Origin of the sequence: Streptomyces sp. NBC_00386 (assembly GCF_036063235.1) — a bacterium.
GTDB lineage: Bacteria > Actinomycetota > Actinomycetes > Streptomycetales > Streptomycetaceae > Streptomyces.
In genome coordinates, this window is record NZ_CP107950.1 from 7,863,644 (window position 1) to 7,887,821 (window position 24,178).

Here is a 24,178-nt window from a genome sequence, read left to right on the forward strand (position 1 = left end):
GCGGCGCCCGGGCTCGGGAGGAGTCCGTGTGGTGTTACGGGGGTCGGCGGGCGGTGAGCCTGTGCGTGGCGGAAACCCGGACGGACCTACGCCGCTTCGATGATCTCGCCGCGTATCGCCTCGGCCCACTTCACGATCAGGAGCTCGTACTCCGCCCGCTCCTGTGCGGACAGGGAGCCGCCTGTCCGCGTCCACAGGGCGCGGATCTGTTCGTTCAACGCGGCGGCAGACCGCACGGAACCAGGCGGAGTGACATCGGGGGACATGCGGACCAGCCTAGGCGCAAGGACTGACACTGCGCTACCGGGCGGCTACTCAAGTCGTATGTGCTGCGTCACGGTGTTTACGCGCGAGGCCTCTTCGGTGGCCGAACTCCTTTGCCGGCGGCTTGAGTTGGTCGTGCCGGGCCCGTTCCCCGGGAGGGGGGCGAACGGCCGGGGAACGTGCGGGCCCGTCTCCGACGGCATCCACGCGAGACGGGCGGGACGGCCGGGACGGGCCGGACGGGCGGATTCGCCGGGGCTGTCAGGGCGTCAAGCGTTCGACCCGCCCGTCTCCCCCCGTCTCCGCCCGTTCTGCTCGTTCCGCTCGTTCCGCCCAGACTCGCGCCGCGAGCGCTTCCGCCTCCTCCTGAGGAATACCGGCCCTCACCAGGATGACCCCGCGGCTGCCGTCCGGGAACTTCACACTGCGCGCTTCTGTGCCCAACCGGCCCAGCGCGGGATCTTTCGGCATGCTCCACCTCCAGTCGGAGAGACCACGCTAAAGCGCCGCAACCCGAACCGCAGAAGCGTTCGGCCAGACGGCCTACCGCTCCGGTCGCCGCAGCGCGACGGGTATCTGGAGCGCCGTTTCAGTGCGGCAGCACATTGGCGAGGTACTCCCGCACGGGCTCGAAAACGCCATCCGGAACCAGTCGGTGAAGGTCTTCGAGCCGCGCCCAGGTGACCTCCGCCACCTCCCGCGGAGAGGCCGCCCACGCTTCACCGGACACCAGACGGCAGGCGACGTAGACCACCCGCCAACCGGTCACCGGATGTACGCGCTCGCCCAGCAGCGGCCCCGGCTCCACGGTGACCCCCGTCTCCTCCAAGGCCTCTCTGACGGCGGCGTCCGCCGGGGACTCGTCCGCCTCGACCTTCCCCGACGGGAACGTCCAGAGAACCGAACCCGCGGGCACACTGCGGCGCATCATCAGCACGCGCCCGGCGTGCACGACAACCGCGCCGGCGACCGTCGCGTCGTCAGCCGGCATACGACCTCGACTCTCCCTCGGGGAGCGGCGATCAGCGCTCCGCTCAGCCGGACGACTCGGCCGCGTGGGGGCTGAGGACGTCGGCGCCGACCAGGCCGATGATGACGAAGCCGAGGACGATCCGGTACCAGACGAACGGCATGAAGCTCTTGTGGGAGATGAATTTCATGAACCACGCGATGACGGCGTATCCGACCGCGAAGGCGATGATCGTCGCGAAGACGGTGGGCCCCCAGGAGACATGGCCCTCAGCGGCCGCGTCCTTGAGTTCGAAGACGCCGGAGGCGAGGACGGCCGGCATGGCGAGGAGGAAGGAGTAGCGGGCAGCCGCCGCACGGCTGTAACCCATGAACAGGCCGCCACTGATGGTCGCGCCGGACCGGGAGACGCCGGGGACCAGGGCCATGGCCTGGCAGACGCCGTACAGCAGGCCGTCCCGGGTGTTGAGGTCCTCGAGTCCCTTGCGCTGCTTGGCCGCCCGGTGCCTGCCGCCCGACTCGTCGCGGGCCGCGAGCCGGTCGGCGATGCCTATGACGATGCCCATCACGATCAGCATGGTGGCGGTGACCCGCAGATCGCGGAACGGCCCCTCGATCTGGTCCTTGAGCGTGATCCCGAGCACTCCGATCGGGATGGAGCCGACGATCACCAGCCACCCCATCTGGGCGTCATGGTCGCGGCGCATCGCCTTGTTGGTGAGCGAGCGGAACCACGCCGACAGGATCCTGCCCACGTCCTTGCGGAAGTAGATCAGCACCGCGGCCTCCGTGCCGAGCTGCGTGATCGCGGTGAACGCCGCACCGGGGTCGTCCCAGCCCGCGAAGGCGGCGGTCAGCCGCAGATGCGCGCTGGAGGAGACGGGGAGGAATTCGGTCAGCCCTTGGACGAGCCCGAGGACGAGGGATTGAAACCAAGACATGAAGTTACGTGGTCCAAGTGCTGATCGCGGAAAGGGAGATGGGCACGCCCGACCGCGGTGAAAGGCGATCGTGGACGCTGAGGGAAGCCTAACCGCCGCCGGTGACAGCCCGGCCATGGGGGTTTCGGGGTGCGGTGGCTACTCCGGCACGGGGCCCGTCACCGTCCAGCCCGGGGCCTGGGGGTGGGGGGTGAGGGACTCGTGCCGGACCTGCTCACCGCATTCCCGGCAGACGACCTGGGGGACCAGTTCGTGGCCACAGGTGTGCTCCAGCACCATGGGCCGGAAGCCGCCCTCCTGGAGGTGCCGGTCCCCCCAGGACATCAGCATCAGCAGGACGGGTCCCAGTTCGAGGCCCGCCCGCGTGGGCCGGTACTCGTAGCGCTTGGGACGGTCGCTGTACTCCGCCTTCTCCAGCAGCCCGGCGTCGACGAGGCGCTTCAGCCTGGCGGTCAGCACGTCGCGAGGAGCGCCGATGTTGCGTGCGAGCTGGTCGAAGCGTGTGGCGCCGAGCGACACCTCGCGCAGGACCAGCAGGGAGTACTTCTCCCCTACGAGGGCGAGTGTCGCGGCGATCGAGCAGGGGCGGGGGTCCTTCATGCCGCCAGTCTACGAAGGTGGGTTGGATGTTCCAACTCACTGGGTTACTCTTGGGTCACTTAGTGGGTTTGGAAATCCAACTCACTTGCTTCGGTGACCGGCCCCGCCCGGTCGCCGGTTTTCCGACCTCAGAGATCCGACCGACCTGAGAGGCATCCGATGCGTGACGCCGTGATCGTCGAAGCCGTACGCACCCCCGTGGGCAAGGGCAAGCCGAACGGTTCGCTCGCCCACGTCCACCCGGTGGAACTCCTCGCCCACACCCTCCGCGCGCTCGTCGAGCGCTCGGGGATCGACCCGGCGCTGATCGACGACGTCATAGGCGGCACCGTCGACCAGGTCGGCGAACAGGCCATGAACACCACCCGCTACGCCGTGCTCTCCGCGGGATTCCCCGAGACGGTCCCCGCGACCACGGTGGACCGCCAGTGCGGCTCGTCGCAGCAGGCGGTGCACTTCGCCGCGCAGGGCGTCATGTCGGGGGCGTACGACATGGTCGTGGCCTGCGGTGTGGAATCGATGAGCCGTGTGCCGATGTGGTCCAACGTGCCGGCGGGCGCGGACCCCTTCGGGCCCGGGGTCGCGGAGCGCTACCCCGAGGGCCTGGTGCCCCAGGGCATCAGTGCCGAGCTCATCGCCGCCAAGTGGGGCATCGGCCGCGAGCGGATGGACGCCTTCGCGATCGGCTCGCACCTGAAGGCGGCACAGGCGTGGGACGGCGGCCTGTTCGACGCGGAGGTCGCGCCCCTGGAAGGCCTGGTCCGGGACGAGAGTGTCCGCCCCGGCAGCACCCCCGAGACACTCGCCGGGCTGAAGCCCGCGTACTACGACCCGGGCTTCGCCGAGCGCTTCCCCCAGATCGACTGGTCCGTCACGGCCGGGAACGCGAGCCCGGTCAACGACGGCGCCTCCGCCGTGCTCATCACGTCGAGCGAGACCGCCGCCCGCCTCGGCCTGCGGCCCGTCGCCCGGCTGCACAGCTTCGCCGTCACCGGTTCCGACCCGCTGCTGATGCTCACCGGCGTCGTCCCGGCCACCGAGAAGGTTCTGCGCAAGGCCGGTCTCGACCTCGGTGACATCGACCTCTTCGAGGTGAACGAGGCTTTCGCAGCCGTCGTTCTCGCCTGGCAGCAGGAGACGGGTGCCGACCTGTCCAAGGTCAACGTGCACGGCGGAGCGATCGCGATCGGGCACCCGCTCGGCGCGAGCGGCACCCGCCTGACCACGACCCTCGTCCACGCGATGCGCGCCCGGGGTGCCCGCTACGCGCTGCAGACGATGTGCGAGGCGGGCGGACTGGCGAACGCGATGATCCTGGAAGCCGTGCGTCCGTAGCAGTGGCGTGCGTGCCTCAGCGGCCGCGCAGGTGGTGGCGCTTGCGCCAGGCCACCACCGTTCCGACCAGGGCCGGGACCGTGATCAGGGCCATCGCGATCAGGAACGCCGGGGAGGTCGGTGACGACGCGCGGGCGCCGGCGACGGCGTACGCGGCGGTGTTCGGGATCGAGCCGAGCGCCGTCGCGACCAGGAAGGGCAGCCAGCCCATGCGGGACACGGCCGCGCAGTAGTTCGCCGCCCAGAACGGCACACCGGGGAACAGCCGGGCCACCATCATCGAGCGGAAGCCGTGCCGGCTGAGCTGGCCGTCCGCCGCCTTCAGCCAGCGGGCCCGCAGCAGCGACCGCAGCGCGTCCTGCCCGAGGATCCGACCGAGCCCGAAAGCGGCCCCCGCGCCGAGCACCGTGCCCACCAGCGCGGTTCCCAGCCCCAGTTGGGAGCCGAACACGGCGCCGGCCGCCAGATTGAGCAGCGGCCGGGGCACGAAGGCGACCGTGCACAGCCCGTACGCCACGGTGAACGTGACGGCCGCCGCAGCGCCGCCGAGCTGGGGCGGCCAGCCGTCGGCGAGCAGCCGCTGCGGGTCGAAGAGAAGCACACTCGACGCCGCCGCCACGAGCAGCACGACCAGCAGCGAGAGCCGCGACCACGGCGAGAGCAGCGCTCTCAGGAAGCGGGAGGCCGGGTCGGCGCGTACGGCGGCCGGGACCGCGGGTGCGGCGACGGAGATCTCCGGGCCGCCGACCAGGTCGGTGGCGACGGTGAGCTCCGTGGCGGCGGCCTGGGGGGTGGCCGTGGCGGTGCCCCCAGAGCGGGTGGTGGCATCGAGCATTCCGGTGACACTAGCCGACGCGTGTGTGTGATCGCCGTATGGTTCGTCTCATGGGCGTCACAGCTTCCGGAACGTCGGGTGCGCGGTCCGACGTGCCGGACAGCGTGCTCGCGGACACTCTCCTGGAGCGGCTCACGACCGTGTATCCGGCGGCGGCCGACCCGCGGCGGGCCGCGTCGATGCGCGCCTACATGAAGGACAACGCCCCCTTCCTCGGGCTGACGACACCCGAGCGCCGCGCCCTGTCCCGCACCGTGCTCCTGGACACCGCCCGGCCCGACGAGCGGGACTGCGCCGCGCTCGCCCTGCGCTGCTGGCGACTGCCGGAACGCGAGTACCAGTACTTCGCCGTCGACTATCTGCGCCGCCATGTGACACGCCTGTCGTCGGGTTTCCTGCCGGTGGCCAGGCATCTCGTCTCCACCGTCTCCTGGTGGGACACCGTCGACGCGCTCGCCGCGCACGTGGTGGGAGGCCTGGTGGCCGCCGACCCGCGCCTGCGCACCGACATGGACGCCTGGATCGAGGACGACGATCTGTGGATCGCCCGTACGGCGCTGCTCCATCAGCTCCGGTACAAGGAGGCCACCGACACCGGGCGCCTCTTCGCGTACTGCGTCCGGCAGTCCGGCCATCCCGACTTCTTCATCCGCAAAGCCATCGGATGGTGTCTGCGCGAATACGCCAAGACCGACCCGGGCGCCGTAAGGGACTTCGTCGCCGCGCAGCGGGCGGGACTCGCGCCGCTGTCCGTGCGTGAGGCGCTCAAGAACATCGGTCCCTGAGACCGCCCACGCCCCTCGCGTCACACCGGTCCGCGGGGCACCGAAAATCGTTCGACGCGGCGGGACACGTCGGAGATGATCTCCTCATGTTCCGGTACGCCTTCCTCCTCGCAGCATCCGCAGTCGCGGACGCGCCGAAGGCTGCCGTCCAGATCATCACGGCAGCCGTCGACGGCGCCCGAAGCTGACCCTTCCCGGATCGTCCGGCGGACCCCGCAGGGGGAGGGTCGGTAACTCCTGGGGGTCCCCGTCCCGGCCGGTACGTGCCGGGGCCATCACTCAGCTCCGCTGACACCGAAGAGGCTTCGAGGAACAGTCATGCCCAAGACCGCTTACGTGCGCACCAAACCGCACCTGAACATCGGCACCATGGGTCACGTCGACCACGGAAAGACCACCCTGACCGCCGCCATCACCAAGGTCCTCGCCGAGCGGGGTTCCGGCACCTTCGTCCCGTTCGACCGCATCGACCGGGCGCCGGAGGAGGCTGCCCGCGGCATCACCATCAACATCGCGCACGTCGAGTACGAGACCGACACCCGGCACTACGCGCACGTGGACATGCCGGGCCACGCCGACTACGTCAAGAACATGGTCACCGGCGCGGCCCAGCTCGACGGGGCCATCCTCGTCGTGTCCGCGCTGGACGGGATCATGCCGCAGACCGCCGAGCACGTCCTGCTCGCCCGGCAGGTGGGTGTCGACCACATCGTCGTCGCCCTCAACAAGGCCGACGCGGGGGACGAGGAGCTCGCCGACCTCGTCGAGCTGGAGGTCCGCGAGCTGCTCTCCGCGCAGGGCTACGGCGGCGACTCCGTACCCGTCGTACGGGTGTCCGGCCTCAAGGCCCTTGAGGGGGACCCCCGGTGGACGGCCGCGATCGACGCGCTGCTCGACGCCGTGGACACCTACGTGCCCATGCCCGAGCGCTATCTCGACGCGCCGTTCCTGATGCCGGTCGAGAACGTGCTCACCATCACCGGACGCGGAACGGTCGTCACCGGTGCCGTGGAGCGCGGCACGATCCGTGTCGGCGACCGCGTCGAGGTGCTCGGCGCCGGCGTCGACACGGTGGTCACCGGCCTGGAGACCTTCGGCAAGCCCATGGAGGAGGCGCAGGCCGGCGACAACGTGGCGCTGCTGCTGCGCGGTGTGCCCCGCGACGCGGTCCGCCGCGGGCACATCGTCGCCGCGCCCGGCAGTGTCGTGCCCAGCAGTCGCTTCACGGCACGGGTCTACGTCCTGTCGACGCGCGAGGGCGGCCGTACGACAGCGGTCTCCACCGGGTACCGGCCGCAGTTCTACATCCGCACCGCGGACGTGGTCGGCGACGTCGACCTCGGCGAGCAGGCCGTCGCCCGGCCCGGCGACACCGTCGTCATGACCGTCGAGCTCGGCCGTGAGGTGCCGCTGGAGCCGGGCCTCGGCTTCGCGATCCGTGAGGGCGGCCGCACGGTCGGCGCCGGGACGGTGACGTCGGTCGGCTGACGCACGGCCGGACCGGGGACGCGGGGCCCGCCACACCATGGCGGGCCCCGTTCCCGGTCCCGTCGCCGTGGCCGGCCCCGTTCGCGTCGCCGCGGGTACCGCACAATGGACCCGTGAACGAGCCGATACCCGTGATGCGGGCCGTGGATCACGGGACCGCCAAGCTGATGCCCGACGTGGACCGCGAGCGCGCATGGCTGCTGACCGTGGACGGCGCACCCCAGTCGTACGTCGATCTGGACGAACCGACGCACCTGGAGTTCGAGTACACCCGGCGGCTCGGGCACGTGCTGGACACGGTGGCGGAACCGGGACGCGCTCTGGACGTGCTGCACCTCGGCGGCGGGGCGCTGACCCTGCCCCGCTACGTCGCGGCCACCCGGCCCGGTTCACGCCAGGACGTGATCGAGGCGGACCAGGGACTGCTGGCCATGATCGGCGAGTGTCTGCCGGTACCCGGCGGCACGGGCATCGCACTGCACCGCGCCGACGCCCGCGCCTGGATCGAGGCCGCCGCCCCCGATTCCGCGGACATCCTGATCGCGGACGTCTTCGGCGGCTCGCGCGTACCGGCACATCTGACGTCCACCGCCTACGCGAGCGCCGCCGAGCGCGTGCTGCGCCCCGGCGGTGTCTACCTCGCCAACCTCGCGGACGCGGCGCCCTTCGCCTTTCTGCGCTCCCAGCTCGCCACGTTCTCCACGGTGTTCGAGGAGATCGCCCTCATCGCCGAACCCGGCGTGCTGCGCGGCCGGCGCTTCGGCAACGCCGTGCTCGTGGCCTCCCACCAGCCACTCGACACGGCCGCCCTGGCCCGCCGTACCGCCGCCGACGCCTTCCCGGCCCGCGTCGAACACGGCCCCGCGCTGCGGGACTTCATCGGCGGTGCCGCTCCGGTGCGCGACGAGGACGCGGTTCCCTCACCCGAGCCGCCCGGCGGGGCCTTCGGCATCGGCTGACGCGTGCTCCGCGCCGGACACCGCGGCGGGAGCGCCCTGCGCCACCGCCCGGGACCGCCGTGTCAGATTCCGGACGTCCGGGACGCACAGCACCGCCGCCGTGACCACCACGACGAGCGTCGCGCAGCCCCACAGCGCGGGCGTCCGGCCGAAGGCCTGCTCCGCCGGGCCCGCCAGTGCCGTGGCCAGCGGGACCATCGCGATCGAGCCGAACCAGTCGTACGCCGAGACCCGCGAGAGCTTGTCCTCGGGGATCTCCTGGTGGAGCGCCGTCATCCACGACACACCGAAGACCTCTATCGCCAGACCGCTGACGAACATCACGGCGTACAGCGGTCCCACCGGCAGGGGGACCGCGAGCGCGGCGGCGGGTGCCGCGAGCGGGAAGACGCACAAGGTGCCCGCGAGCAGCAGGCGACGGGGCTTCCAGCGGGTCATGAGCAGCGCGCCGCCCACGGTCCCGGCGCCGAACGCGCCGAGCGCCAGACCCCAGGGTCCCGCCCCGCCGAGACTGTCCCGGGCGACCAGCGGACCGTAGACCGCGTCCGCGGCTCCGACGACCGCGACCACCACGGAGAACTGCGCGACGATCGTCCACAGCCAGGGCCGTCCGACGAATTCGTGCCAGCCGTCGCGCAGGTCGGCGAGCAGACCGCCGCCCGGTTCACGCGGCGGTATGTGGCTCACGTCGAGGAAGCAACGCAGCGCACCGGCGACCGCGAAGGCGACCGCGTCCACGGCGAGCACCCAGCCCGGTCCGATCACGGCCACCAGCGCGCCGCCCAGGGCCGCTCCGCCGAGACCCGCGCCCTGCATCGCCATCCGGAACATCGCGAACGCGCGGCTCGCCTGCTCACCGCGGACGGAGGACATGAGCATGCCCTCGGCGGCCGGGTTGAAGAAGGCCTGCCCGGTCCCGCCGAGCGCGGACAGCAGCATCATCTGCCACAGCCGTGCATCGCCGGAGATGACCAGCACGGCGAACGCCGCCTGCGATACACAGTTGAGGGCGTTGGCCGCGACCATCACCCGATGCCGCGGCAGCCGGTCCGCGACCGCTCCGCCGATCAGCAGGAAGAGCACCAGCGGCAGCGTGCGCGCCGCGGCCACCAGGCCGACGTCGCCTCCGTCGCCGCCCGCTCCGAGCACCGCGAACGCCGCGGCGATCAGCGCGCCCTGGCTGCCCAGGTTGGTGACGACCGCGGCGGCGGTCAGGAGGGTGTAGTTCCGGCTCGCCCAGGAGGGGCGGCGGGAAGGTCGGGCGAGGTCGGCGGCTGAGGTCACCGGGAGACTATCGCCGCCCGGTGACCGACTTGCCAAACCCGTTCCTGAACACCCTTCCGGGCGCTCATGCCGCCCGGCACCGGCACGTATGCGCCGACCGGTCCACCGGGCACCGGCCGCACACGCGTCGGCGCCCCCGTCCGTCGTGCGCGCCGACGGCAGCGGCGGAAGGACAGGCTCTGCTCAGCCGGGACTCCGTTCCGGCCGGGGACGGGAGCCCGTTCCGGGGTCGCGTGCCTCGGCCGGGGGCTCAGGAACCCGTCGGCTCGCCGTGCAGCCGTACGGTGCTGAGGATCTTCTGCGCGGTCGCGTCCGGGATCTCCTCCGAGACACCCTTGGCGCCGTAGAGGGTCCAGGACACGAAGTCGCCCGCCGAGTTCTTGAAGGCGAAGGTGGTCGCCTTGCCGTCGGAGTCGCACTTGCCCTTCTTGGCGACACCCTTGGAGTACGTCGTCGCGACGCTGCCCTTGATGCCCGCGGCCGTGGTGTACGCCTCGGGCTTGCCGATCTTCAGCAGCTTCTTCGAAGCGTCCTTCTGATCGGTGTAGCCGCCGAAGACCCACCACGCCGAGTCGTTGCGCGCCACGTCGTCGGTGTTCTTGGCGCCGCTCTGACCCTTCGTGCCGGCGGCGGCGAGCGAGGTGTCCTCGGTGCGGCCGTCCTTGTTCGCGTCGGACGTGCACCACTTCTCCTTGAGGAACGCGGGCGCGGACATGCCGATGAGCACGGAGCCGTCGCCCTTCTTGTCGTCCTCGAAGCCGATGAAGGTGCCGGAACTGCTGACGTTCCAGTCCGGCGGCACGTCGAAGGCGGTGCCCCACTTCGGGTTCACCACGACCTTCCAGCCGGCGATCGTCGCCTTCTCGCCGTCGCCGCCGCGCGGGTTGGCCTCGCTCGCGCTCGCCGACGTGGACGCCGACGCCTTTGGGGACTTGGACGTGTCCCCGCCGGCCTTGTCGTCCGAGTCGCCGTTTCCGCCCAGGACGAGGTAACCGGTGACCCCGGCGGCGATCACGACGGCAAGGGCCGCGACGATCGCGGTGATCTTCGTCTTGTTGCCGCCACCGCCGTTGCCGCCGGGCACCTGGGGCGGGCCGAGGGGATCCGACGGCGCTCCCCACTGAGGCTGCCCCGGCTGCTGTCCGTACGGGCCGGGCGGCGGATACCCCGTCTGCTGGTATCCGGGCTGCTGATACGGATTCGGCTGTTGGTACCCCGGCTGCTGGTACGGGTTCTGGTCCTGCGGGTTCTGCTCGCCCCCGGGCGGCTGCTGTCCTGGCCACATGGCTGGTAACGATAGAGGGGCCCGTGACCGGGGTGCCATGGCGGTCCCCGAAACGACGGCGCCATCAGGCCACTTGTCCCATTGATCCCGGCTCGGCACGCGTCTGGTGCCGGCTCAGGACCCCGTCGGGTCACCGTGCAGGCGGACGGTGCCGAGGATCTTCATGATGGTCGCGTCGGGGATCTCGCCCGTCACGCCGGTGGCTCCGTAGAGATTCCACGCCACGAAGTCGCCGGCGGAGTTCTTGAATCCGAACGTGACGGCCTTGCCGTCGCTCGCGCACTTCCCCTTCTGGGGCGTGTCCTTGGACCTGGCCCAGGCGACGCTTCCCGTGACGCCCGAGTCCGTGGTGTACGGCCGGGCCTTCTTGTCGAAGGTCAGACTCTTCTTGTCCGGCTGCGTGTAGCCGCCGAACACCCACCAGGGGACCTGGTTCACGGCGACCTCGTCGGTGCTCTTCGCTCCGCTCGCGCCCTTGGTGCCCGCGGCGCCGAGCGCGGTGTCCTCCGTGCGGCCGTCCTTGTCGCCGTCGGTGGTGCACCACTTGGACTTGAAGTAGGCGGGAGCCGACATCATGATCAGCGGCTTGTCGTCGGCCTTCGCATTGTGCTTCTCGAACCCGATCGACGTGCCCGGTGAGGCCACCTCCCAGTCCGCGGGGACGTCGAAGGCCGTGCCCCACTTGGGGTTGACGACGACCTTCCAGCCGGGGACGGTCGGCTGCTCGGCGGCCCCGCCGCGCTGATCGCCGTCGGAGGGGGAGGCGCCCGGGCTCTTCGGGGCACTCGCCGAGGGCTTCGAGCCCGTGCCCTTGTCGCCGTCGCCGGCCCGGTCCTCCTTCCCGCCGCCGAGCAGGACGGCGCCGGTCACCCCGGCGGCCACGACCACCGCGGTGGCCGCCACGACGGCGATCACCTTCGTCCGGTTCCCGTTCCCCCGCGGCGGCACGGGTGCGCCCGCGGGGGCGGTTGCGTCCCACGGCTGCTGCCCGGGTTGCGTTCCGTAAGGGCCGGGCTGCTGCGGCCGCTCCGGCTGCTGCCCGTACGGGCCCGCCTGCGGGTACCCCGTCTGCTGGTATCCGGGCTGCTGATACGGGTTCGGCTGCTGGTACCCCGGCTGCTGGTACGGGTTCTGCCCCTGCGGGTGCTGTCCCTGTGGGGTCTGTCCCTGCGGGTTCTGCTCGCCTCCGGGCGGCTGCTGTCCTGGCCACATGGGCAGTCACGTTAGTGGCGCATGTGAAACGTTTCTGTCACCGCGTTTCGTCAGGCCTGTACCGGAGTGCCCACCGCGGTGCCGACCGGCGTGCGGCACCGGCTCTCGGCGCCGCCCCGGCCTCGGTGCCGTGCGGAGGGGCTGGTCAAGGATTGCTACTCATGGGTAACCTCGCGGTATGAGCGCAGACCAGATGACGATCGGCGAGATGCTCGCCGCGACCGTGCCGATGGCCCGGACCCTGAACCTCGAGTTCGTGGAGACCACTCCGGAGAAGGCCGTCGTGGCGCTCCCGGACCAGGGCGACTTCCACAACCACGTCGGCGGACCGCACGCCGGAGCCATGTTCACGCTGGGCGAGTCGGCGAGCGGGGCCATCGTCCTCGCCGCCTTCGGGGACCAGCTCTCCCGCGCCGTGCCGCTCGCGGTCAGCGCCGAGATCGCGTACAAGAAGCTCGCGATGGGCCCCGTCACGGCCACCGCCACGCTCGGGCGGCCCGCCGCGGACGTCGTCGCTGAGCTCGACGCCGGCCGGCGCCCCGAGTTCCCCGTAGCCATCGCCATCCGGCGCGGCGACGGCGCGGTGACCGGCGAGATGACGGTCGTCTGGACCCTCCGCCCGAACGGCTGACTCGCCGGCATGCGAAATCCTGGCTCCCTTGAGGTTCACGACGAGCCTCAGGGGGCAGCCGGGGTGACCTTTACGGACCGACTGCGAGCCCGCATCCATCGCGGCGCGCCCTCGGCCGTCCGTCCTGGGCGTCATGTGCGCAGAGATCCGCACGTTCCTCGTTTCGGTGCAACCCGGCCAACCGGCAGCCGGAGCGGCTCCACCGTCGCTAGCATCCCGAATCCGCACAACCTTGGGGACAGCCATGACGAACCAGTTGCCGCCGATGCCCGACACCCCGCCCCCCGTCGTACCGAAGCCGACCGCGACGAAGCGCCGCAACCTGATCCTGGCCGCCGCCGTCGCAGGTGCCCTCGCCGTCGGCGGAAGCGTTTACTGGATCAGCCGGCCGTCTTACGACGACATCGTCAAGGGATGCCAGAGAGCCCTCGTCGCTCAGTACCAGGCGGATGGGAGAGGCAAGCCCTCCGCCTGTGACGGCGTGAAGGGCGACGACTACGACGTGCTCGTCGTCAACGCGGCCATGGGCAACCTCGGCTGGCTCGACGACGACGGCAACTTCGACAAGGACAAGGTGCTCGAGGGCACACTCGACCAGCCGTAGCTCACCCGGAGACGTCAGTGCGGGCCGGTCGGGGCCCTGGGCCGTCGCCGGTTCCCGTCAGCCGCGTGGCACTCGGATGCTCACCGTCTGGGTGACCCGGGTGCAGAGCCGGTGCCTGTCGTCCTCGATGTCGCATTCCACGACCGCCGTGTCGCGTCCCACCCGCAGAACGCGGGCCTTCGCGTACGCGGCTCCCTCGCGTACCGGCCGCAGGAAGTGCGTGGTCGAGGTGGTGGTGGCCGGGACCGCGCCCGCGGGGCCGTTCAGCGCGGCGCACACCGCCGAGGCGACGTCGGCCAGGCCCATCAGCGCGCCCCCGTGCAACCCGCCTCCCACGGTGGACAGTTCGGGCACGAAATCGAGTTCGGCGTCCACTCCCTCGGCGGACAGGGCGGTGAAGCGAACGCCCAGGGTCCTGGCGTAGGGGGCCATCGCGTAGATGTCGTCGGCGGTCACGGTCACATCGGGCTCCTTGTGGGAACGGCGGGACGCAAGTCGGTGATCCTTTCTATCAACTCCCTTACCTCCAGAGGGTGTTCCGGCGGTGCGGAGTGTGTGCGCGATCCGGTCGTCCGTCGCGACGGCGTGCCGGACGCCAATCGTGCGGCGAACACAATGCGTCGTTCAGCTCACTGCCACCGCGCGGTCATGGCCGGTCACCAGCGTGCCCCCTGACACCGATCCCGCTCACCTGGAGGGCACATGGGCACGGCAGGACAGCAGAACGGGCCGGACAGACGGGCGTTGCTGCGCGCGGCGGTCGCCGTCCCGGCGGCCGGCGCGGCGACGGCGGCCTTCGAGACGGCCCCCGCACGGGCCGCGACCACGGGCGGGGGAGGCCGGTTCGACACCGAGAGCCCGCGCTTCGCGCTGGCCGTGCTTCCCGACACGCAGTACCTCTTCGACGCAGACAGCGCGGACCCGGAGCCGCTGCGGGAGACCTTCCGGTACCTCGTGGCGGAGCGGGCCGAGTCCAACATCGCCTTCATGACGCACCTCGGCGATGTCACCGAACACGGCACCGAGGACGAGATCGGACGCGCCGCCGACACCTTCCGCACCCTCCACGGCAAGGTCCCCTACAGCGTCCTGGCCGGCAACCACGACATTCCCTCGTCCACCGACGACCAGCGCGGAGACACGGCCTACCTGGCCGCGTTCGGTCCCGAGCGCTACGCCTCCATGCCCACCTTCCGCGGTGCCTCTCCCGACGGCTACAACAGCTATCACGTGCTGCGCGCCGCCGGCCGGGAGTGGCTGGTGCTCGCCCTGGACTGGCGGGTGTCGGACAAGGGGCTGCGCTGGGCCCAGGGTGTCCTGGACGCCCGTCCGACGCTTCCCGCCGTCCTCACCACACACGACATCGCGTGGTCGGACGACGACGGAAAGGCCCAGCTCTCCGGCAACGGCAAGCGCCTGTGGGACGGGCTCGTCCGGGGCAACGACCAGATCTTCCTCGCCCTCGGCGGCCACTACTGGCCGCCCGGGCGCACGGTCCTGACCAACGACGACGACAACGATGTCCACGTCCACATCACCAACTACCAGGACCGCTATTACGGCGGCGCCGGGATGATCCGCACCTACTCCTTCGACCTGGCCAGGGGTGTCATCGACGTCGAGACGTTCGCGCCGTGGTTCCTCGCCCGCGACCCGGAGAAGCGGACCCCGCTGGAGGCCGAGACGATCGAACTGACCGGCCCTGTCGACCGGTTCAGCCTGCGCATCGACTTCGACGAGCGTTTCCAGGGCTTCGCGCCCGTCGTCCCGCCGAAGCCGCGCCCCGCCTCCGCGGTGATGCCGCACGGCACGGTGGCCTACTGGCGCTTCGACGACTCCGGGACGGCGCCGGGCGCTCCCGTCGAGGACGGCACGGTCGTACGGGACCTCACGGGCCACGGGAACGACCTGACCGTGAGCCGGCTGCACACGAGCGGCCCGGCCGCCCTGACCTGGTCGGCGGACCACCATCCGGGCCAGCCCGCCCACGCCAGCCTCCGCTTCGACGGCGGGAAGAGCCCCGACCGCGGCGCCATCCTCACGACGCGTACCGGGGCCGCCCTGAACAGTGCGAGGTTCACCCGGGGCTACACCATAGAGACGTTCATCAAACTGCCGGATCCCTTCGAGGGCGACCACGCCTGGATGGGCATCCTGAGCTGGGAGGGCCGCAACGGCGACGCGGGCAAGACGACCGGCTGGTCTCCGCTGGAGCCCACCTGCAGCCTCAATCTGTCGCCGGAGCGGTTCCTGCAGTTCGTCGTGTATCCGGAGCGGCAGGACGCCGACCCGACCTCGTGGAGCCACGCGCTCCCGGTGGGCCGCTGGACCCATGTCGCCGTCGTGAACGACGGCCGCCGCACCGTGCTCCACGTCGACGGCTCGAAGATCGCCCGCAACCCCACGCAGCCGTCCACCGGGATCGCGACGCTCGGCAAGCCCTTCGTCATCGGTGCCACCCAGTTCGACGAGAGCTTCGGGCAGGGCTTCTACGGCTGGATCGGCGACACCCGAGTCGTCGACCGCGCCCTGCCCGTACGGGACTTTCTCAGGCCTCCGTCCTAGAGCATCTGTTCCCTTCCGGCCGTCCATGCCCGACTCTGGCCATCGGGCGGTGCGCGCGCACCGCCCGAAAGCCGGAGCCGGGTACCGGGATCGAGGAGTGCGAGCGTGGGTGAACGCGGGCGGGGCGCCGTTCTGGTGACCGGTGGCAGCGGGTTCGTCGGAAGCCATCTGGTGCGGCGGCTGCTGGAACGGGGCTACCAGGTCCACACCACCGTACGGACGACCGCGAACACGGCGAAGGTGTCGCCGCTCCGGGAGATGCAGGAAGCCTTTCCCGGCAGGCTCAAGCTGTTCGAGGCGGATCTGCTGGCCGACGGGTCCTTCGACGCGGCGATGAGCGGCTGCGGCGTGGTCTTCCACGTGGCGTCGCCGTTCCTGATGCCGGAGAAGATCAAGGACGGCCGCCGGGACATGGTCGACCCGGCGCTGCTCGGCACACGCAACGTGCTGGCCGGGGTGGAACGGACACCGACGGTCGGGAAACTCGTCCTCACCTCCACCGTCGGCGCGATCTTCGGCGACTACGTCGACGTCCGGAGCATGGACGGCGGCGTCCTGTCGGAGAAGTACTTCAACACCACCAGCACGGTCGAGAACAACCCGTACCACTACGCGAAGACGCTCGCGGAACGCGCGGCCTGGGAGGCGGAGGCGGCCCAGGACCGCTGGCGCCTGGTATCCGTCAACCCCGGTCTGGTCCTCGGCCCGTCGCTCACCCCCGCGTCGGAATCCGGCAGCCTGTTCCTGCTGGACGAACTGTTCAAGGGCTGGTTCTTCTACGGCGCACCCGATTTCAGCTTCACCACGGCGGACGTCCGCGAGGTCGCGGACGCGCACATCGCGGCGGCGGAGCACGACGGCGCCAAGGGTCGTTACATCGTGGCGGCCGAGACGATGACGTCCTTCCACGACATGGCACGCGTCATCCGCGGCCGGTACCCCCGAGCCCTCCGGCTGCCCCGCACCGCGCTCCCGCACTGGCCGGTCCGCATCCTCGGCCCGGCGTTCGGACTGACCCAGGACTACATCCGCAAGCACCTCGGCATCCGGTTCCGTGTGGACAACAGCCGCAGCGTGCGGGAACTGGGGATCACCTACCGGCCGGTCGAGGAGACCCTGCTCGACCACTACGAGAGCTGGAGGCGGCGGACGTGACGAGTCCCACGTCCGGGCCGCTGTTCAGGGGGAGCAGGTAGTCTCTTCGGCGGGCGCTCCGGGGAAGCGCACCTCGGTGATCACGCGAAACGCGGTCGCCCGGGTCACGTACACCGAAACGGGAGGAACCGGCGTTGCACGTCCAGGACTGGCTCGAGACGGTGCCTGCGGTCAGTATCTACGCGCTCGTGGCCCTGGTCATAGGCCTGGAGAGCCTGGGTATCCCGCTGCCCGGGGAGATCGTCCTGGTCTCGGCGGCGCTGCTGTCCTCGCAGCACGGCGGCATCAACCCCGTCATCCTCGGCGTGTGCGCCAGCCTCGGGGCGATCATCGGCGACTCCATCGGCTACGCCATCGGCCGCAAGGGCGGACGCCCGCTGCTCGCCTGGCTCGGCGCGAAGTTCCCCAGACACTTCGGCGAGGCCCATGTCGCCACGGCCGAGCGTTCCTTCCAGAAGTGGGGCATGTGGGCCGTCTTCTTCGGCCGCTTCATCGCCCTGCTGCGGATCTTCGCGGGACCGCTCGCCGGTGTGCTGCGGATGCCGTACTGGAAGTTCCTGATCGCCAACGTCCTCGGCGGCATCATCTGGGCCGGCGGCACCACCGCCGTCATCTACTACGTGGGCGTCGTCGCCGAGTCCTGGCTCAAGCGCTTCTCGTGGCTCGGCCTGGTCGCCGCGGTACTCGTCGGGCTCGCCTCGATGCTGATCGTCCGCCGCAAGGCCAAGCAGACCGCGACGGAGCACGCCACGGCGGAGGCGGAGCCCGTCCCCGCCGCCGAGTAGAGCGGTCTACTCGTGGATCTCGCGGTGTGCTTTCGCCAGTTCCACGTAGAAGACGCCGTTCAGCGAGAGACCCTCGCGTTCCTCGTCGGTCAGTGGGCGCTTGACCTTGGCGGGGACACCCGCGACGAGTGAGCCCGGCGGGACCCGCATCCCCTGCGGCACCAGTGCCTGCGCGGCCACGAGCGAGCCGGCCCCGATCACGGCCCCGTTGAGCACCGTGGCCCCCATGCCGATCAGACAGTCGTCCTCCACGGTGGCGCCGTGCAGGACGGCGTTGTGGCCGACCGAGACCCGCTCCCCGACGGTGATGGGGAATCCGGGGTCCACATGCAGACTGCAGTTGTCCTGCACATTACTGCCGGCGCCGATGACGATCGGGCCGCAGTCGGCGCGCAGCACCGCGCCGTACCAGACACTCGCGCCCGCCCCCAGCGTGACGTCTCCGATGACCACGGAGGTGGGGGAGACGAACGCCTCCTCGTCCAGCTGCGGATCCTTGCCGCCGATCCCCTTGATCAGCGCCTGATGCGTCGTCACCGTGTCACCGTCTCGTCGTCTCGTGGTCCGGCCCTCTGAGTACACCGGCACCGTATGTCATCGCCCCCGGGTACCTCCGGTGGGGTGAAGATCACAGGCGCCGGGCCGCGTCCGCATGCCCCGCGCTGAGTACCGTGAGCGGGTGTCCAGGAGCAAGAACACGTTCTCATCATGGCGGCGACGCCTCGCGCAGCGCGCCGTCCACGCGGGCTGGGCCTGGGTGCGGCGCGCGGGTACGGTCTCGGCCGAGCGGCCGGGCCGCTTCCGTTTCGGTGCCATAGGGGAGAACACCAAGCTTGCCTTCCCCCTGGGCACGGTCTTCGGTGAACCCTGGATCCACCTCGGCTCGTACTGCATCGTCGCCGAGCAGGTCACGCTGACCGCGGGCCTGATGCCCGATCTGGACCTCGGTCCCGACCCGATCCTGCGCATCGGGGACGGTGTGGTGCTCGGCCGCGGCAGCCATGTCATCGCCGACACGACGGTCACGATCGGCAGCGACTGCTACTTCGGGCCCTATGTGTACGTCACGTCCACGAACCACTCGTACGACGATCCGCACGAGCCGATCGGCAAGCAGTGGCCGCGGATGGAGCCCGTGGAGATCGGCCCCGGCTGCTGGATCGGGACCGGTGCGGTGATCCTTCCCGGGGCGCGGATCGGACGGAACGTCGTGGTCGCCGCGGGCGCGGTGGTACGCGGTTCGGTGCCGGACCACTCCGTCGTCGCCGGAGCTCCCGCGAAGGTCGTCCGGCGCTGGGACCCGGTCGCCGGATGGCAGCCGCCGCTGCGTACGCCGCCGCCGGTGCCCATCCCCGACGGGGTGACTCCCGAGCAGCTCCAGGCGCTCGCGGAACTGGACGAGGAGACCGTCGCGCGGCTCGCCGGGCTGGACCTCGACCCGCGGGACGCGGCCGAGGACGTGCACGCGCAGTCGGGGGACGTCCGCGCAGAGTCCTGACCGCGAAGCGGCGGACGGGCCGCGGTCCCGGCGGCGCGTCCCGATGACGCGTCCCGGCGGTGCGTCCCGACGGCCGGAGCCGGCTCAGCCGGTCGCCAGCAGGACCGTGCCGACCAGCGCCAGCGCCGCTCCGGTGGCCTGCACCCCTCGCAGCCGTTCCCTGAGGACGCCACGCGCGGCCAGGGCCGTGACCACCGGGTAGAGCGAGGCGAGGACGGCGGCGACGGTGACCGGGCCGTGCTGGGCGGCGACCGAGTACGTGCCGTTGGCCGCGACGTCGGCCAGGCCCACGAAGGCGAGCGCGGGCAGGGAGGCCCAGGGGAAGCCGCCCTCGGGAAGGGCCGCGGCGCCGCGCCGGACGGAGAAGGCCAGAGCCGCGCCGCCGGTGACGACATTCGTCAGGCGCTGCACGAACAGTGCCAGGAAGAGCCCGGTGACCGACGACGAGGCTTCCGCGATCAGCGCGAACACCGTGCCGAAGCCGGCGGCCGCGATCAGGGTCAGCAGGATCGCCTGCCGCTGCACGGGCGCGCCCCGCAGCTGGGGCCCGCCGGCGAGGACGACCCCCGCGACGGCGACCGCGATGCCCGCGACCTGCGTCAGTCCCGGACGCTCCCCGAGGAACAGGCCGACGCCGATGGGGACGGCCACCGCCAGCGAGCCGAGCGGCGAGACCACGCCCATCGGCCCGAGCGCGAGCGCCTTGTAGAAGGAGAGCAGCGCGACCGGGCCCACCAGGCCCGCGGCGACCGCGAACCACAGCTGCGGTCCCGCCGCGCTCCAGCCGCCGGTGGCCAGCACGATCGCGCCGAGGACCACCGCGGCGATCGACTGGGACACGACGACCACCGTGAGAGCGGGGGTGCGCCGGGTCAGCAGACCTCCGCCGAAGTCGGCCAGGCCCCACAGGAGGCTGGTGGCCAGGGCGAAGAGTGCTGTCACGGGGGCCTCGCAGTACAGTTCGGTGAACGATCAGGTGCATCACACGATAGTTCACCGGATTGAACTCTGTCATTCAAAATATTGGACGGAATGTGTCGGATCTCGAGCTGCTGACTCAATCCCTGGCGCGCAATGTGAAGCGCTGGCGCACCGAGCGGGGCTTCACCCTGGAGGCGCTCGCCGCTCGCGCCGGAGTCAGCCGTGGCATGCTCATCCAGATCGAGCAGGCCAGGACCAATCCCAGCCTGGGGACCGTCGTCAAGATCGGTGACGCGCTCGGCGTCAGCATCACCACCCTCCTCGACTACGAGCAGGGGCCCCGGGTCCGGATCGTCCCCGCCGACCAGGCCGTACGGCTGTGGCACACCGAAGCGGGCAGCTACAACCGGCTGCTGGCCGGCACCGAGGCGCCCGGCCCGCTGGAGATGTGGGACTGGCGGCTCATGCCGGGCGAGGGCAGCCCCTCCGACCCGCACCCCTCCGGCACCGTCGAACTCGTGCATGTCATCTCGGGCGACCTGACCCTCACCGTCGACGGCGTCGAGCACCGCGTCCCCGAGGGGGCGAGCGTGTCGTTCGAGGCCGACACCCCGCACACGTACGCCAACAAGGGCGAGGTTCCGGTCGAGATGGTCATGGCCGTGTCGGTCCCGCTCGTGCACTGAGGCCGTGCCCGCTTCCGCCCCCGGCGAGCCGGTCCGCGCGGGCACGGCAGGCTCCCGCCGGGCGGGTCCGCGGGGCTGTTAGCGTGCCGTCATGCGCGCACCCATCGGACGCTTCGACCGAGCCTTCCCGGCCCCCGACCGCCTGGACGACCTCGTCCGCCCCGTCGCCGACGCGGTGCGCGGGTGGCGCGGTGGCACCCCCGCCGAGCAGATCGTCTACGTCGAGACGGACCCCGAGTGGGCCGACACCGCCGTCTTCGTCGAGCACTACGGCAAGGAGCTGCTCGACACGTCCGCCAACTGCGTGGTCGTCGCGGGCAAGCGGGGCGGCGAGACCACGCTCGCCGCGTGTCTCGTCCTGTCCGCCACCCGCGTCGACGTCAACGGCGTCGTACGACGTCAACTGGGCGCCCGGAAGGCCTCGTTCGCCCCGATGGACCTCGCGACCGGCGAGACCGGCATGGAGTACGGCGGCATCACCCCCGTCGGACTCCCCGGTGACTGGCCGGTGTTGGTCGACTCGGCCGTCGTCGAGCTGCCGTACGTACTGGTGGGCAGCGGCCGCCGGCGCGGCAAACTCCTGGTGCCGGGCAAGGCGTTCGCGGAACTGCCGAACGCGGTGGTCCTGGAGGGCCTGGGCATCGCCGGATGACGCACGGCCGCCCGTGAGGCGAATCCTGCCGGGAGCCGCTGTCCGTTCACGCGGCGGCGTGATGTGCCAGCGTCCGGTGCGGGTCGGCCTCGCCGGGTGCCGGGGCCGGATCGGCGTGGACCAGGGCGGCGGTCAGCCTCGGGAGGGCGTGCAGCAGAGCGTGTTCGGCGTCCACGGCGATGGCGTGGGCGTGACGAACGGTCGCGTCGCCGTCCACCACGACCGCCACCTCGGCGCGCAGCCTGTGCCCGATCCAGCGCAGCCGCAGTTCCCCCACGTCGCGCACGCCTTCGACCCGCCGCAGTGCCTCCTCGGCCCGGTCCACCAACTCCGGCTCCACGGCGTCCATCACGCGCCGGAAGACCTCCCTGGCGGCATCGCGCAGCACCAGCAGGATCGCGGCGGAGATCGCCAACCCCACCAGCGGGTCGGCGAGTTGCCACCCGAGGGCCGCGCCGCCCGCGCCCACCAGTACGGCGAGTGAGGTGAATCCGTCGGTACGGGCGTGGAGCCCGTCCGCGACCAGAGCGGCCGAGCCGATCTCGCGCCCGACGCGGATGCGGTACCGGGCGACCCACTCGTTGCCGACGAAGCCGATGAGCGCGGCGAGCGCGACCGCCGGGAGGTGCCGCACGGGCTGCGGATCGAGCAGCCGGCCGACCGCCGCCCAGGCCGCGAAGGCGCCGGAGGCCGCGATCGTCAGCACGATCACGATGCCCGCCAGGTCCTCCGCCCGCCCGTAGCCGTAGGTGAAGCGCCGTGTCGCCGCGCGGCGGCCCAGGGTGAAGGCGACTCCGAGCGGCAGGGCGGTCAGCGCGTCGGCCGCGTTGTGCACGGTGTCGCCGAGCAGCGCGACCGACGCCGACAGCACGACAACGGCCGCCTGCACCAAGGCCGTTGTGCCGAGGACGACCAGAGAGACCCACAGCGCCCGCATGCCCCGGGCCGACGCTTCCAGCGCGGAGTCGAGCTTGTCCGCCGTTTCGTGGGAGTGCGGGGTGAGGAGGTGGCGCAGCCGGCTCCGGTGGCCGTGCGGGTGACTGTGGCCCCCCGGACGCGTGCGCGGGTGCGGCCGGACCGGAGGGTGCGCGTGGGCGTGGCCCGGACCGTGGCCGTCCTCGTCGCCGCGAGCGTGCCCGTTCCCGTCCGTGTGCGGGTGGCTGTGACGGTGTGCCCGCCCGCCGGCGCCCTCGCCCCCGTGGCCGCTGCCCTGACTGCCGCTGCTGTCGCCGCCGCGACCGTCCCCGTGGTGATGGTCATGGCCGCCGTCCCCGTGATGGCCGTGGCCGTGCCGCTCGTTCACGTGCGTCCCCTTCCGTGCGCGGGAGTGGACGCGCTGGTGTCCACGAGGACATTATGTGCGTATGAGCGCACGCATGCACCTATCACCTGCGCACGATGCGCACCCGCGCACCCCCGGCGAGGAACAGTTCGCGCTCGCGGCCGAACTCCTCGCCCTCCTCGCCGACCGCACCAGACTCACGCTGCTGCACGCCCTGACCGGTGGTGAGGCCGATGTCACGACGCTGACCGAGAGGTGCGGAGCGGCCCGCCCGGCCGTCAGCCAGCACCTGGCCCGGCTCCGTCTCGCCGGGCTCGTGAACACGAGGAAGGAAGGGCGCCGGGTGGTCTACTCGCTCGGCGACGGTCATCTGCGCCGGGTGGTCGACGAGGCGCTGAGTCTGGCCGACCACCGGCTCTCCGACCGCCCGGCGCACGACTGAGGCCACGTGCGGGCCGTGTCCGGGTGGGGGCGCGGCCGTCAGCGCGTGAGCGTGCCGTCGCCCGTGACCGCGTGGCCGATCGCGGGCGTGGCGTCGTCCTCGCTCTCCTCGCCCTCCTCCAGCAGGTTCGCCGCCGCGCCCACGATGCTCGGGTCGGGGCTGCCGACGACCTCCTCGTCCTTGTCGGCGTAGGCGAAGCGGGCGAGGACGCTGCGCATGGCCTCGACGCGGGCCCGCTTCTTGTCGTTGCTCTTCACCACGGACCAGGGCGCCTGCTCGGTGTCCGTCTCGCGGAACATCGCGACCTTGGCCGCCGTGTATTCGTCCCAGAGGTCCAGCGAGGCCAGGTCCATGGGGCTCAGTTTCCACTGCCGTACCGGGTCGACCTGGCGGATCGTGAAGCGGGTGCGCTGCTCACTCTGCGAGACCGAGAACCAGAACTTGATCAGGTCCACGCCGTCGTCGACGAGCATCCGCTCGAAGGCCGGTGCCTGACGCATGAACCGCCGGTACTCGTCGTCGGTGCAGAAGCCCATGACCCGCTCCACGCCCGCCCGGTTGTACCAGGACCGGTCGAACATCACGATCTCGCCCGCGGTCGGCAGATGTTCCACGTACCGCTGGAAGTACCACTGCCCGCGCTCCCGCTCGGTCGGCTTCTCCAGCGCCACCACGCGCGCGCCGCGCGGGTTGAGATGCTCGGTGAACCGCTTGATCGTGCCGCCCTTGCCCGCCGCGTCGCGCCCCTCGAAGACGACGACGAGCCGTCGGCCGGTCTCCCTGATCCAGCTCTGCAGCTTCAGCAGCTCGATCTGCTGGAGCCGCTTGTGCCACTCGTACTCCTTGCGCTCCATGCGCTGCTCGTACGGGTAGTTCTCCCGCCAGGTGTCGACCGGGCTGCCGTCCGGCCGGATCAGTACGGGGTCGTCGTGGTCGGTGTAGTCCACCCGCATCCCTGTCAGCAGTTCCGTCATCCGGCCCTCCTCTTCCCGTGTTCCGA

26 protein-coding genes are annotated in these 24,178 nt (G+C 71.3%); 13 read left to right on the forward strand and 13 right to left on the reverse strand.

The window, feature by feature from the left end; translation table 11 throughout:
* Positions 1–86: 86 nt before the first annotated feature.
* The 4 genes from OG780_RS34585 to OG780_RS34600 form a co-directional block, all read right to left on the reverse strand.
* Complete coding sequence (locus OG780_RS34585; protein WP_151470596.1) at positions 87–266, reverse strand: hypothetical protein; 180 nt, start codon at positions 264–266, stop codon at positions 87–89.
* A 587-nt stretch (positions 267–853) separates the two neighbouring features.
* On the reverse strand, positions 854–1,255 hold the full coding sequence (locus OG780_RS34590; protein ID WP_328454829.1) for an NUDIX hydrolase: 402 nt from the start codon (positions 1,253–1,255) through the stop codon (positions 854–856).
* A gap of 43 nt (positions 1,256–1,298) precedes the next feature.
* Positions 1,299–2,174 (reverse strand): undecaprenyl-diphosphate phosphatase, encoded by an 876-nt coding sequence (locus OG780_RS34595; protein ID WP_328454830.1) that lies wholly within the window; start codon positions 2,172–2,174, stop codon positions 1,299–1,301.
* Between the two features lie 138 nt (positions 2,175–2,312).
* Positions 2,313–2,774: a winged helix-turn-helix transcriptional regulator gene (locus OG780_RS34600; RefSeq protein WP_328454831.1), complete on the reverse strand. Its 462-nt coding sequence runs from the start codon at positions 2,772–2,774 to the stop codon at positions 2,313–2,315.
* A gap of 159 nt (positions 2,775–2,933) precedes the next feature.
* Here OG780_RS34600 and OG780_RS34605 point away from each other — a divergent pair, with 159 nt between their 5' ends.
* The gene (locus tag OG780_RS34605) at positions 2,934–4,109 is read left to right on the forward strand and encodes a thiolase family protein (RefSeq protein ID WP_328454832.1); all 1,176 of its coding nucleotides are present in this window, start codon (positions 2,934–2,936) and stop codon (positions 4,107–4,109) included.
* A 16-nt stretch (positions 4,110–4,125) separates the two neighbouring features.
* Here the strand turns inward: OG780_RS34605 and OG780_RS34610 are convergent, their stop codons facing one another.
* Entirely contained in the window at positions 4,126–4,944 is an 819-nt protein-coding gene (locus OG780_RS34610; RefSeq protein ID WP_328454833.1) for a TVP38/TMEM64 family protein, read from the reverse strand.
* A gap of 50 nt (positions 4,945–4,994) precedes the next feature.
* Between OG780_RS34610 and OG780_RS34615 the strand changes: the two genes are divergently transcribed.
* From OG780_RS34615 to OG780_RS34625, 3 genes are all read left to right on the forward strand, one after another.
* The gene (locus OG780_RS34615; protein ID WP_328454834.1) at positions 4,995–5,729 is read left to right on the forward strand and encodes a DNA alkylation repair protein; all 735 of its coding nucleotides are present in this window, start codon (positions 4,995–4,997) and stop codon (positions 5,727–5,729) included.
* Between the two features lie 318 nt (positions 5,730–6,047).
* Complete coding sequence (gene tuf / locus OG780_RS34620; protein ID WP_328454835.1) at positions 6,048–7,217, forward strand: elongation factor Tu; 1,170 nt, start codon at positions 6,048–6,050, stop codon at positions 7,215–7,217.
* Positions 7,218–7,330: 113 nt separating this feature from the next.
* The gene (locus tag OG780_RS34625) at positions 7,331–8,176 is read left to right on the forward strand and encodes a spermidine synthase (RefSeq protein WP_328454836.1); all 846 of its coding nucleotides are present in this window, start codon (positions 7,331–7,333) and stop codon (positions 8,174–8,176) included.
* Here the strand turns inward: OG780_RS34625 and OG780_RS34630 are convergent.
* From OG780_RS34630 to OG780_RS34640, 3 genes are all read right to left on the reverse strand, one after another.
* Positions 8,138–9,460, reverse strand: a complete 1,323-nt coding sequence (locus OG780_RS34630) for an MFS transporter (RefSeq protein ID WP_328454838.1) — start codon at positions 9,458–9,460, stop codon at positions 8,138–8,140. The two genes, OG780_RS34625 and OG780_RS34630, sit on opposite strands and share 39 nt — an antisense overlap.
* A 250-nt stretch (positions 9,461–9,710) precedes the next feature.
* Positions 9,711–10,745 (reverse strand): hypothetical protein, encoded by a 1,035-nt coding sequence (locus tag OG780_RS34635; protein WP_328454840.1) that lies wholly within the window; start codon positions 10,743–10,745, stop codon positions 9,711–9,713.
* Positions 10,746–10,859: 114 nt separating this feature from the next.
* Positions 10,860–11,957, reverse strand: a complete 1,098-nt coding sequence (locus tag OG780_RS34640; protein WP_328454842.1) for a hypothetical protein — start codon at positions 11,955–11,957, stop codon at positions 10,860–10,862.
* A 193-nt stretch (positions 11,958–12,150) separates the two neighbouring features.
* Between OG780_RS34640 and OG780_RS34645 the strand changes: the two genes are divergently transcribed.
* On the forward strand, positions 12,151–12,588 hold the full coding sequence (locus OG780_RS34645) for a DUF4442 domain-containing protein (RefSeq protein WP_328458602.1): 438 nt from the start codon (positions 12,151–12,153) through the stop codon (positions 12,586–12,588).
* A gap of 244 nt (positions 12,589–12,832) precedes the next feature.
* Positions 12,833–13,192 (forward strand): hypothetical protein, encoded by a 360-nt coding sequence (locus tag OG780_RS34650; RefSeq protein WP_328454844.1) that lies wholly within the window; start codon positions 12,833–12,835, stop codon positions 13,190–13,192.
* Positions 13,193–13,249: 57 nt separating this feature from the next.
* Here OG780_RS34650 and OG780_RS34655 read toward each other — a convergent pair whose 3' ends face one another.
* Positions 13,250–13,654 carry a PaaI family thioesterase gene (locus tag OG780_RS34655; protein ID WP_328454846.1) on the reverse strand — a complete coding sequence of 135 codons (405 nt, stop codon included), beginning with the start codon at positions 13,652–13,654 and terminating at the stop codon, positions 13,250–13,252.
* A gap of 240 nt (positions 13,655–13,894) precedes the next feature.
* On the opposite strand from OG780_RS34655, the gene OG780_RS34660 reads away from it, so the two are divergent.
* The 3 genes from OG780_RS34660 (at position 13,895) to OG780_RS34670 (ending at position 17,697) form a co-directional block, all read left to right on the forward strand.
* A complete protein-coding gene (locus OG780_RS34660) occupies positions 13,895–15,757 on the forward strand; it encodes a LamG-like jellyroll fold domain-containing protein (protein ID WP_328454848.1) in 1,863 nt (620 codons plus the stop codon).
* Positions 15,758–15,862: 105 nt separating this feature from the next.
* On the forward strand, positions 15,863–16,912 hold the full coding sequence (locus OG780_RS34665; RefSeq protein ID WP_328454850.1) for an NAD-dependent epimerase/dehydratase family protein: 1,050 nt from the start codon (positions 15,863–15,865) through the stop codon (positions 16,910–16,912).
* A gap of 134 nt (positions 16,913–17,046) precedes the next feature.
* Positions 17,047–17,697, forward strand: a complete 651-nt coding sequence (locus OG780_RS34670; RefSeq protein WP_328454852.1) for a DedA family protein — start codon at positions 17,047–17,049, stop codon at positions 17,695–17,697.
* A gap of 6 nt (positions 17,698–17,703) precedes the next feature.
* On the opposite strand, the gene OG780_RS34675 is transcribed toward OG780_RS34670, so the two are convergent.
* Positions 17,704–18,234: a gamma carbonic anhydrase family protein gene (locus OG780_RS34675; RefSeq protein WP_328454854.1), complete on the reverse strand. Its 531-nt coding sequence runs from the start codon at positions 18,232–18,234 to the stop codon at positions 17,704–17,706.
* 142 nt (positions 18,235–18,376) lie between these two features.
* Here OG780_RS34675 and OG780_RS34680 point away from each other — a divergent pair, with 142 nt between their 5' ends.
* Positions 18,377–19,195 carry an acyltransferase gene (locus tag OG780_RS34680; protein ID WP_328454856.1) on the forward strand — a complete coding sequence of 273 codons (819 nt, stop codon included), beginning with the start codon at positions 18,377–18,379 and terminating at the stop codon, positions 19,193–19,195.
* Positions 19,196–19,279: 84 nt separating this feature from the next.
* On the opposite strand, the gene OG780_RS34685 is transcribed toward OG780_RS34680, so the two are convergent.
* Entirely contained in the window at positions 19,280–20,137 is an 858-nt protein-coding gene (locus OG780_RS34685; protein ID WP_328454858.1) for a DMT family transporter, read from the reverse strand.
* A gap of 92 nt (positions 20,138–20,229) precedes the next feature.
* Between OG780_RS34685 and OG780_RS34690 the strand changes: the two genes are divergently transcribed.
* Together OG780_RS34690 and OG780_RS34695 are read left to right on the forward strand one after the other, a co-directional pair.
* A complete protein-coding gene (locus OG780_RS34690) occupies positions 20,230–20,802 on the forward strand; it encodes a helix-turn-helix domain-containing protein (RefSeq protein WP_328454860.1) in 573 nt (190 codons plus the stop codon).
* A gap of 91 nt (positions 20,803–20,893) precedes the next feature.
* Positions 20,894–21,454, forward strand: a complete 561-nt coding sequence (locus OG780_RS34695; protein WP_328454862.1) for a YbaK/EbsC family protein — start codon at positions 20,894–20,896, stop codon at positions 21,452–21,454.
* A gap of 46 nt (positions 21,455–21,500) precedes the next feature.
* Here OG780_RS34695 and OG780_RS34700 read toward each other — a convergent pair whose 3' ends face one another.
* The gene (locus OG780_RS34700) at positions 21,501–22,469 is read right to left on the reverse strand and encodes a cation diffusion facilitator family transporter (RefSeq protein ID WP_328458604.1); all 969 of its coding nucleotides are present in this window, start codon (positions 22,467–22,469) and stop codon (positions 21,501–21,503) included.
* Positions 22,470–22,818: 349 nt separating this feature from the next.
* On the opposite strand from OG780_RS34700, the gene OG780_RS34705 reads away from it, so the two are divergent.
* Positions 22,819–23,178 (forward strand): ArsR/SmtB family transcription factor, encoded by a 360-nt coding sequence (locus tag OG780_RS34705; RefSeq protein WP_328454864.1) that lies wholly within the window; start codon positions 22,819–22,821, stop codon positions 23,176–23,178.
* Between the two features lie 38 nt (positions 23,179–23,216).
* Here the strand turns inward: OG780_RS34705 and ppk2 are convergent, their stop codons facing one another.
* On the reverse strand, positions 23,217–24,152 hold the full coding sequence (ppk2, locus tag OG780_RS34710; protein ID WP_328454866.1) for a polyphosphate kinase 2: 936 nt from the start codon (positions 24,150–24,152) through the stop codon (positions 23,217–23,219).
* Positions 24,153–24,178: the final 26 nt, after the last annotated feature.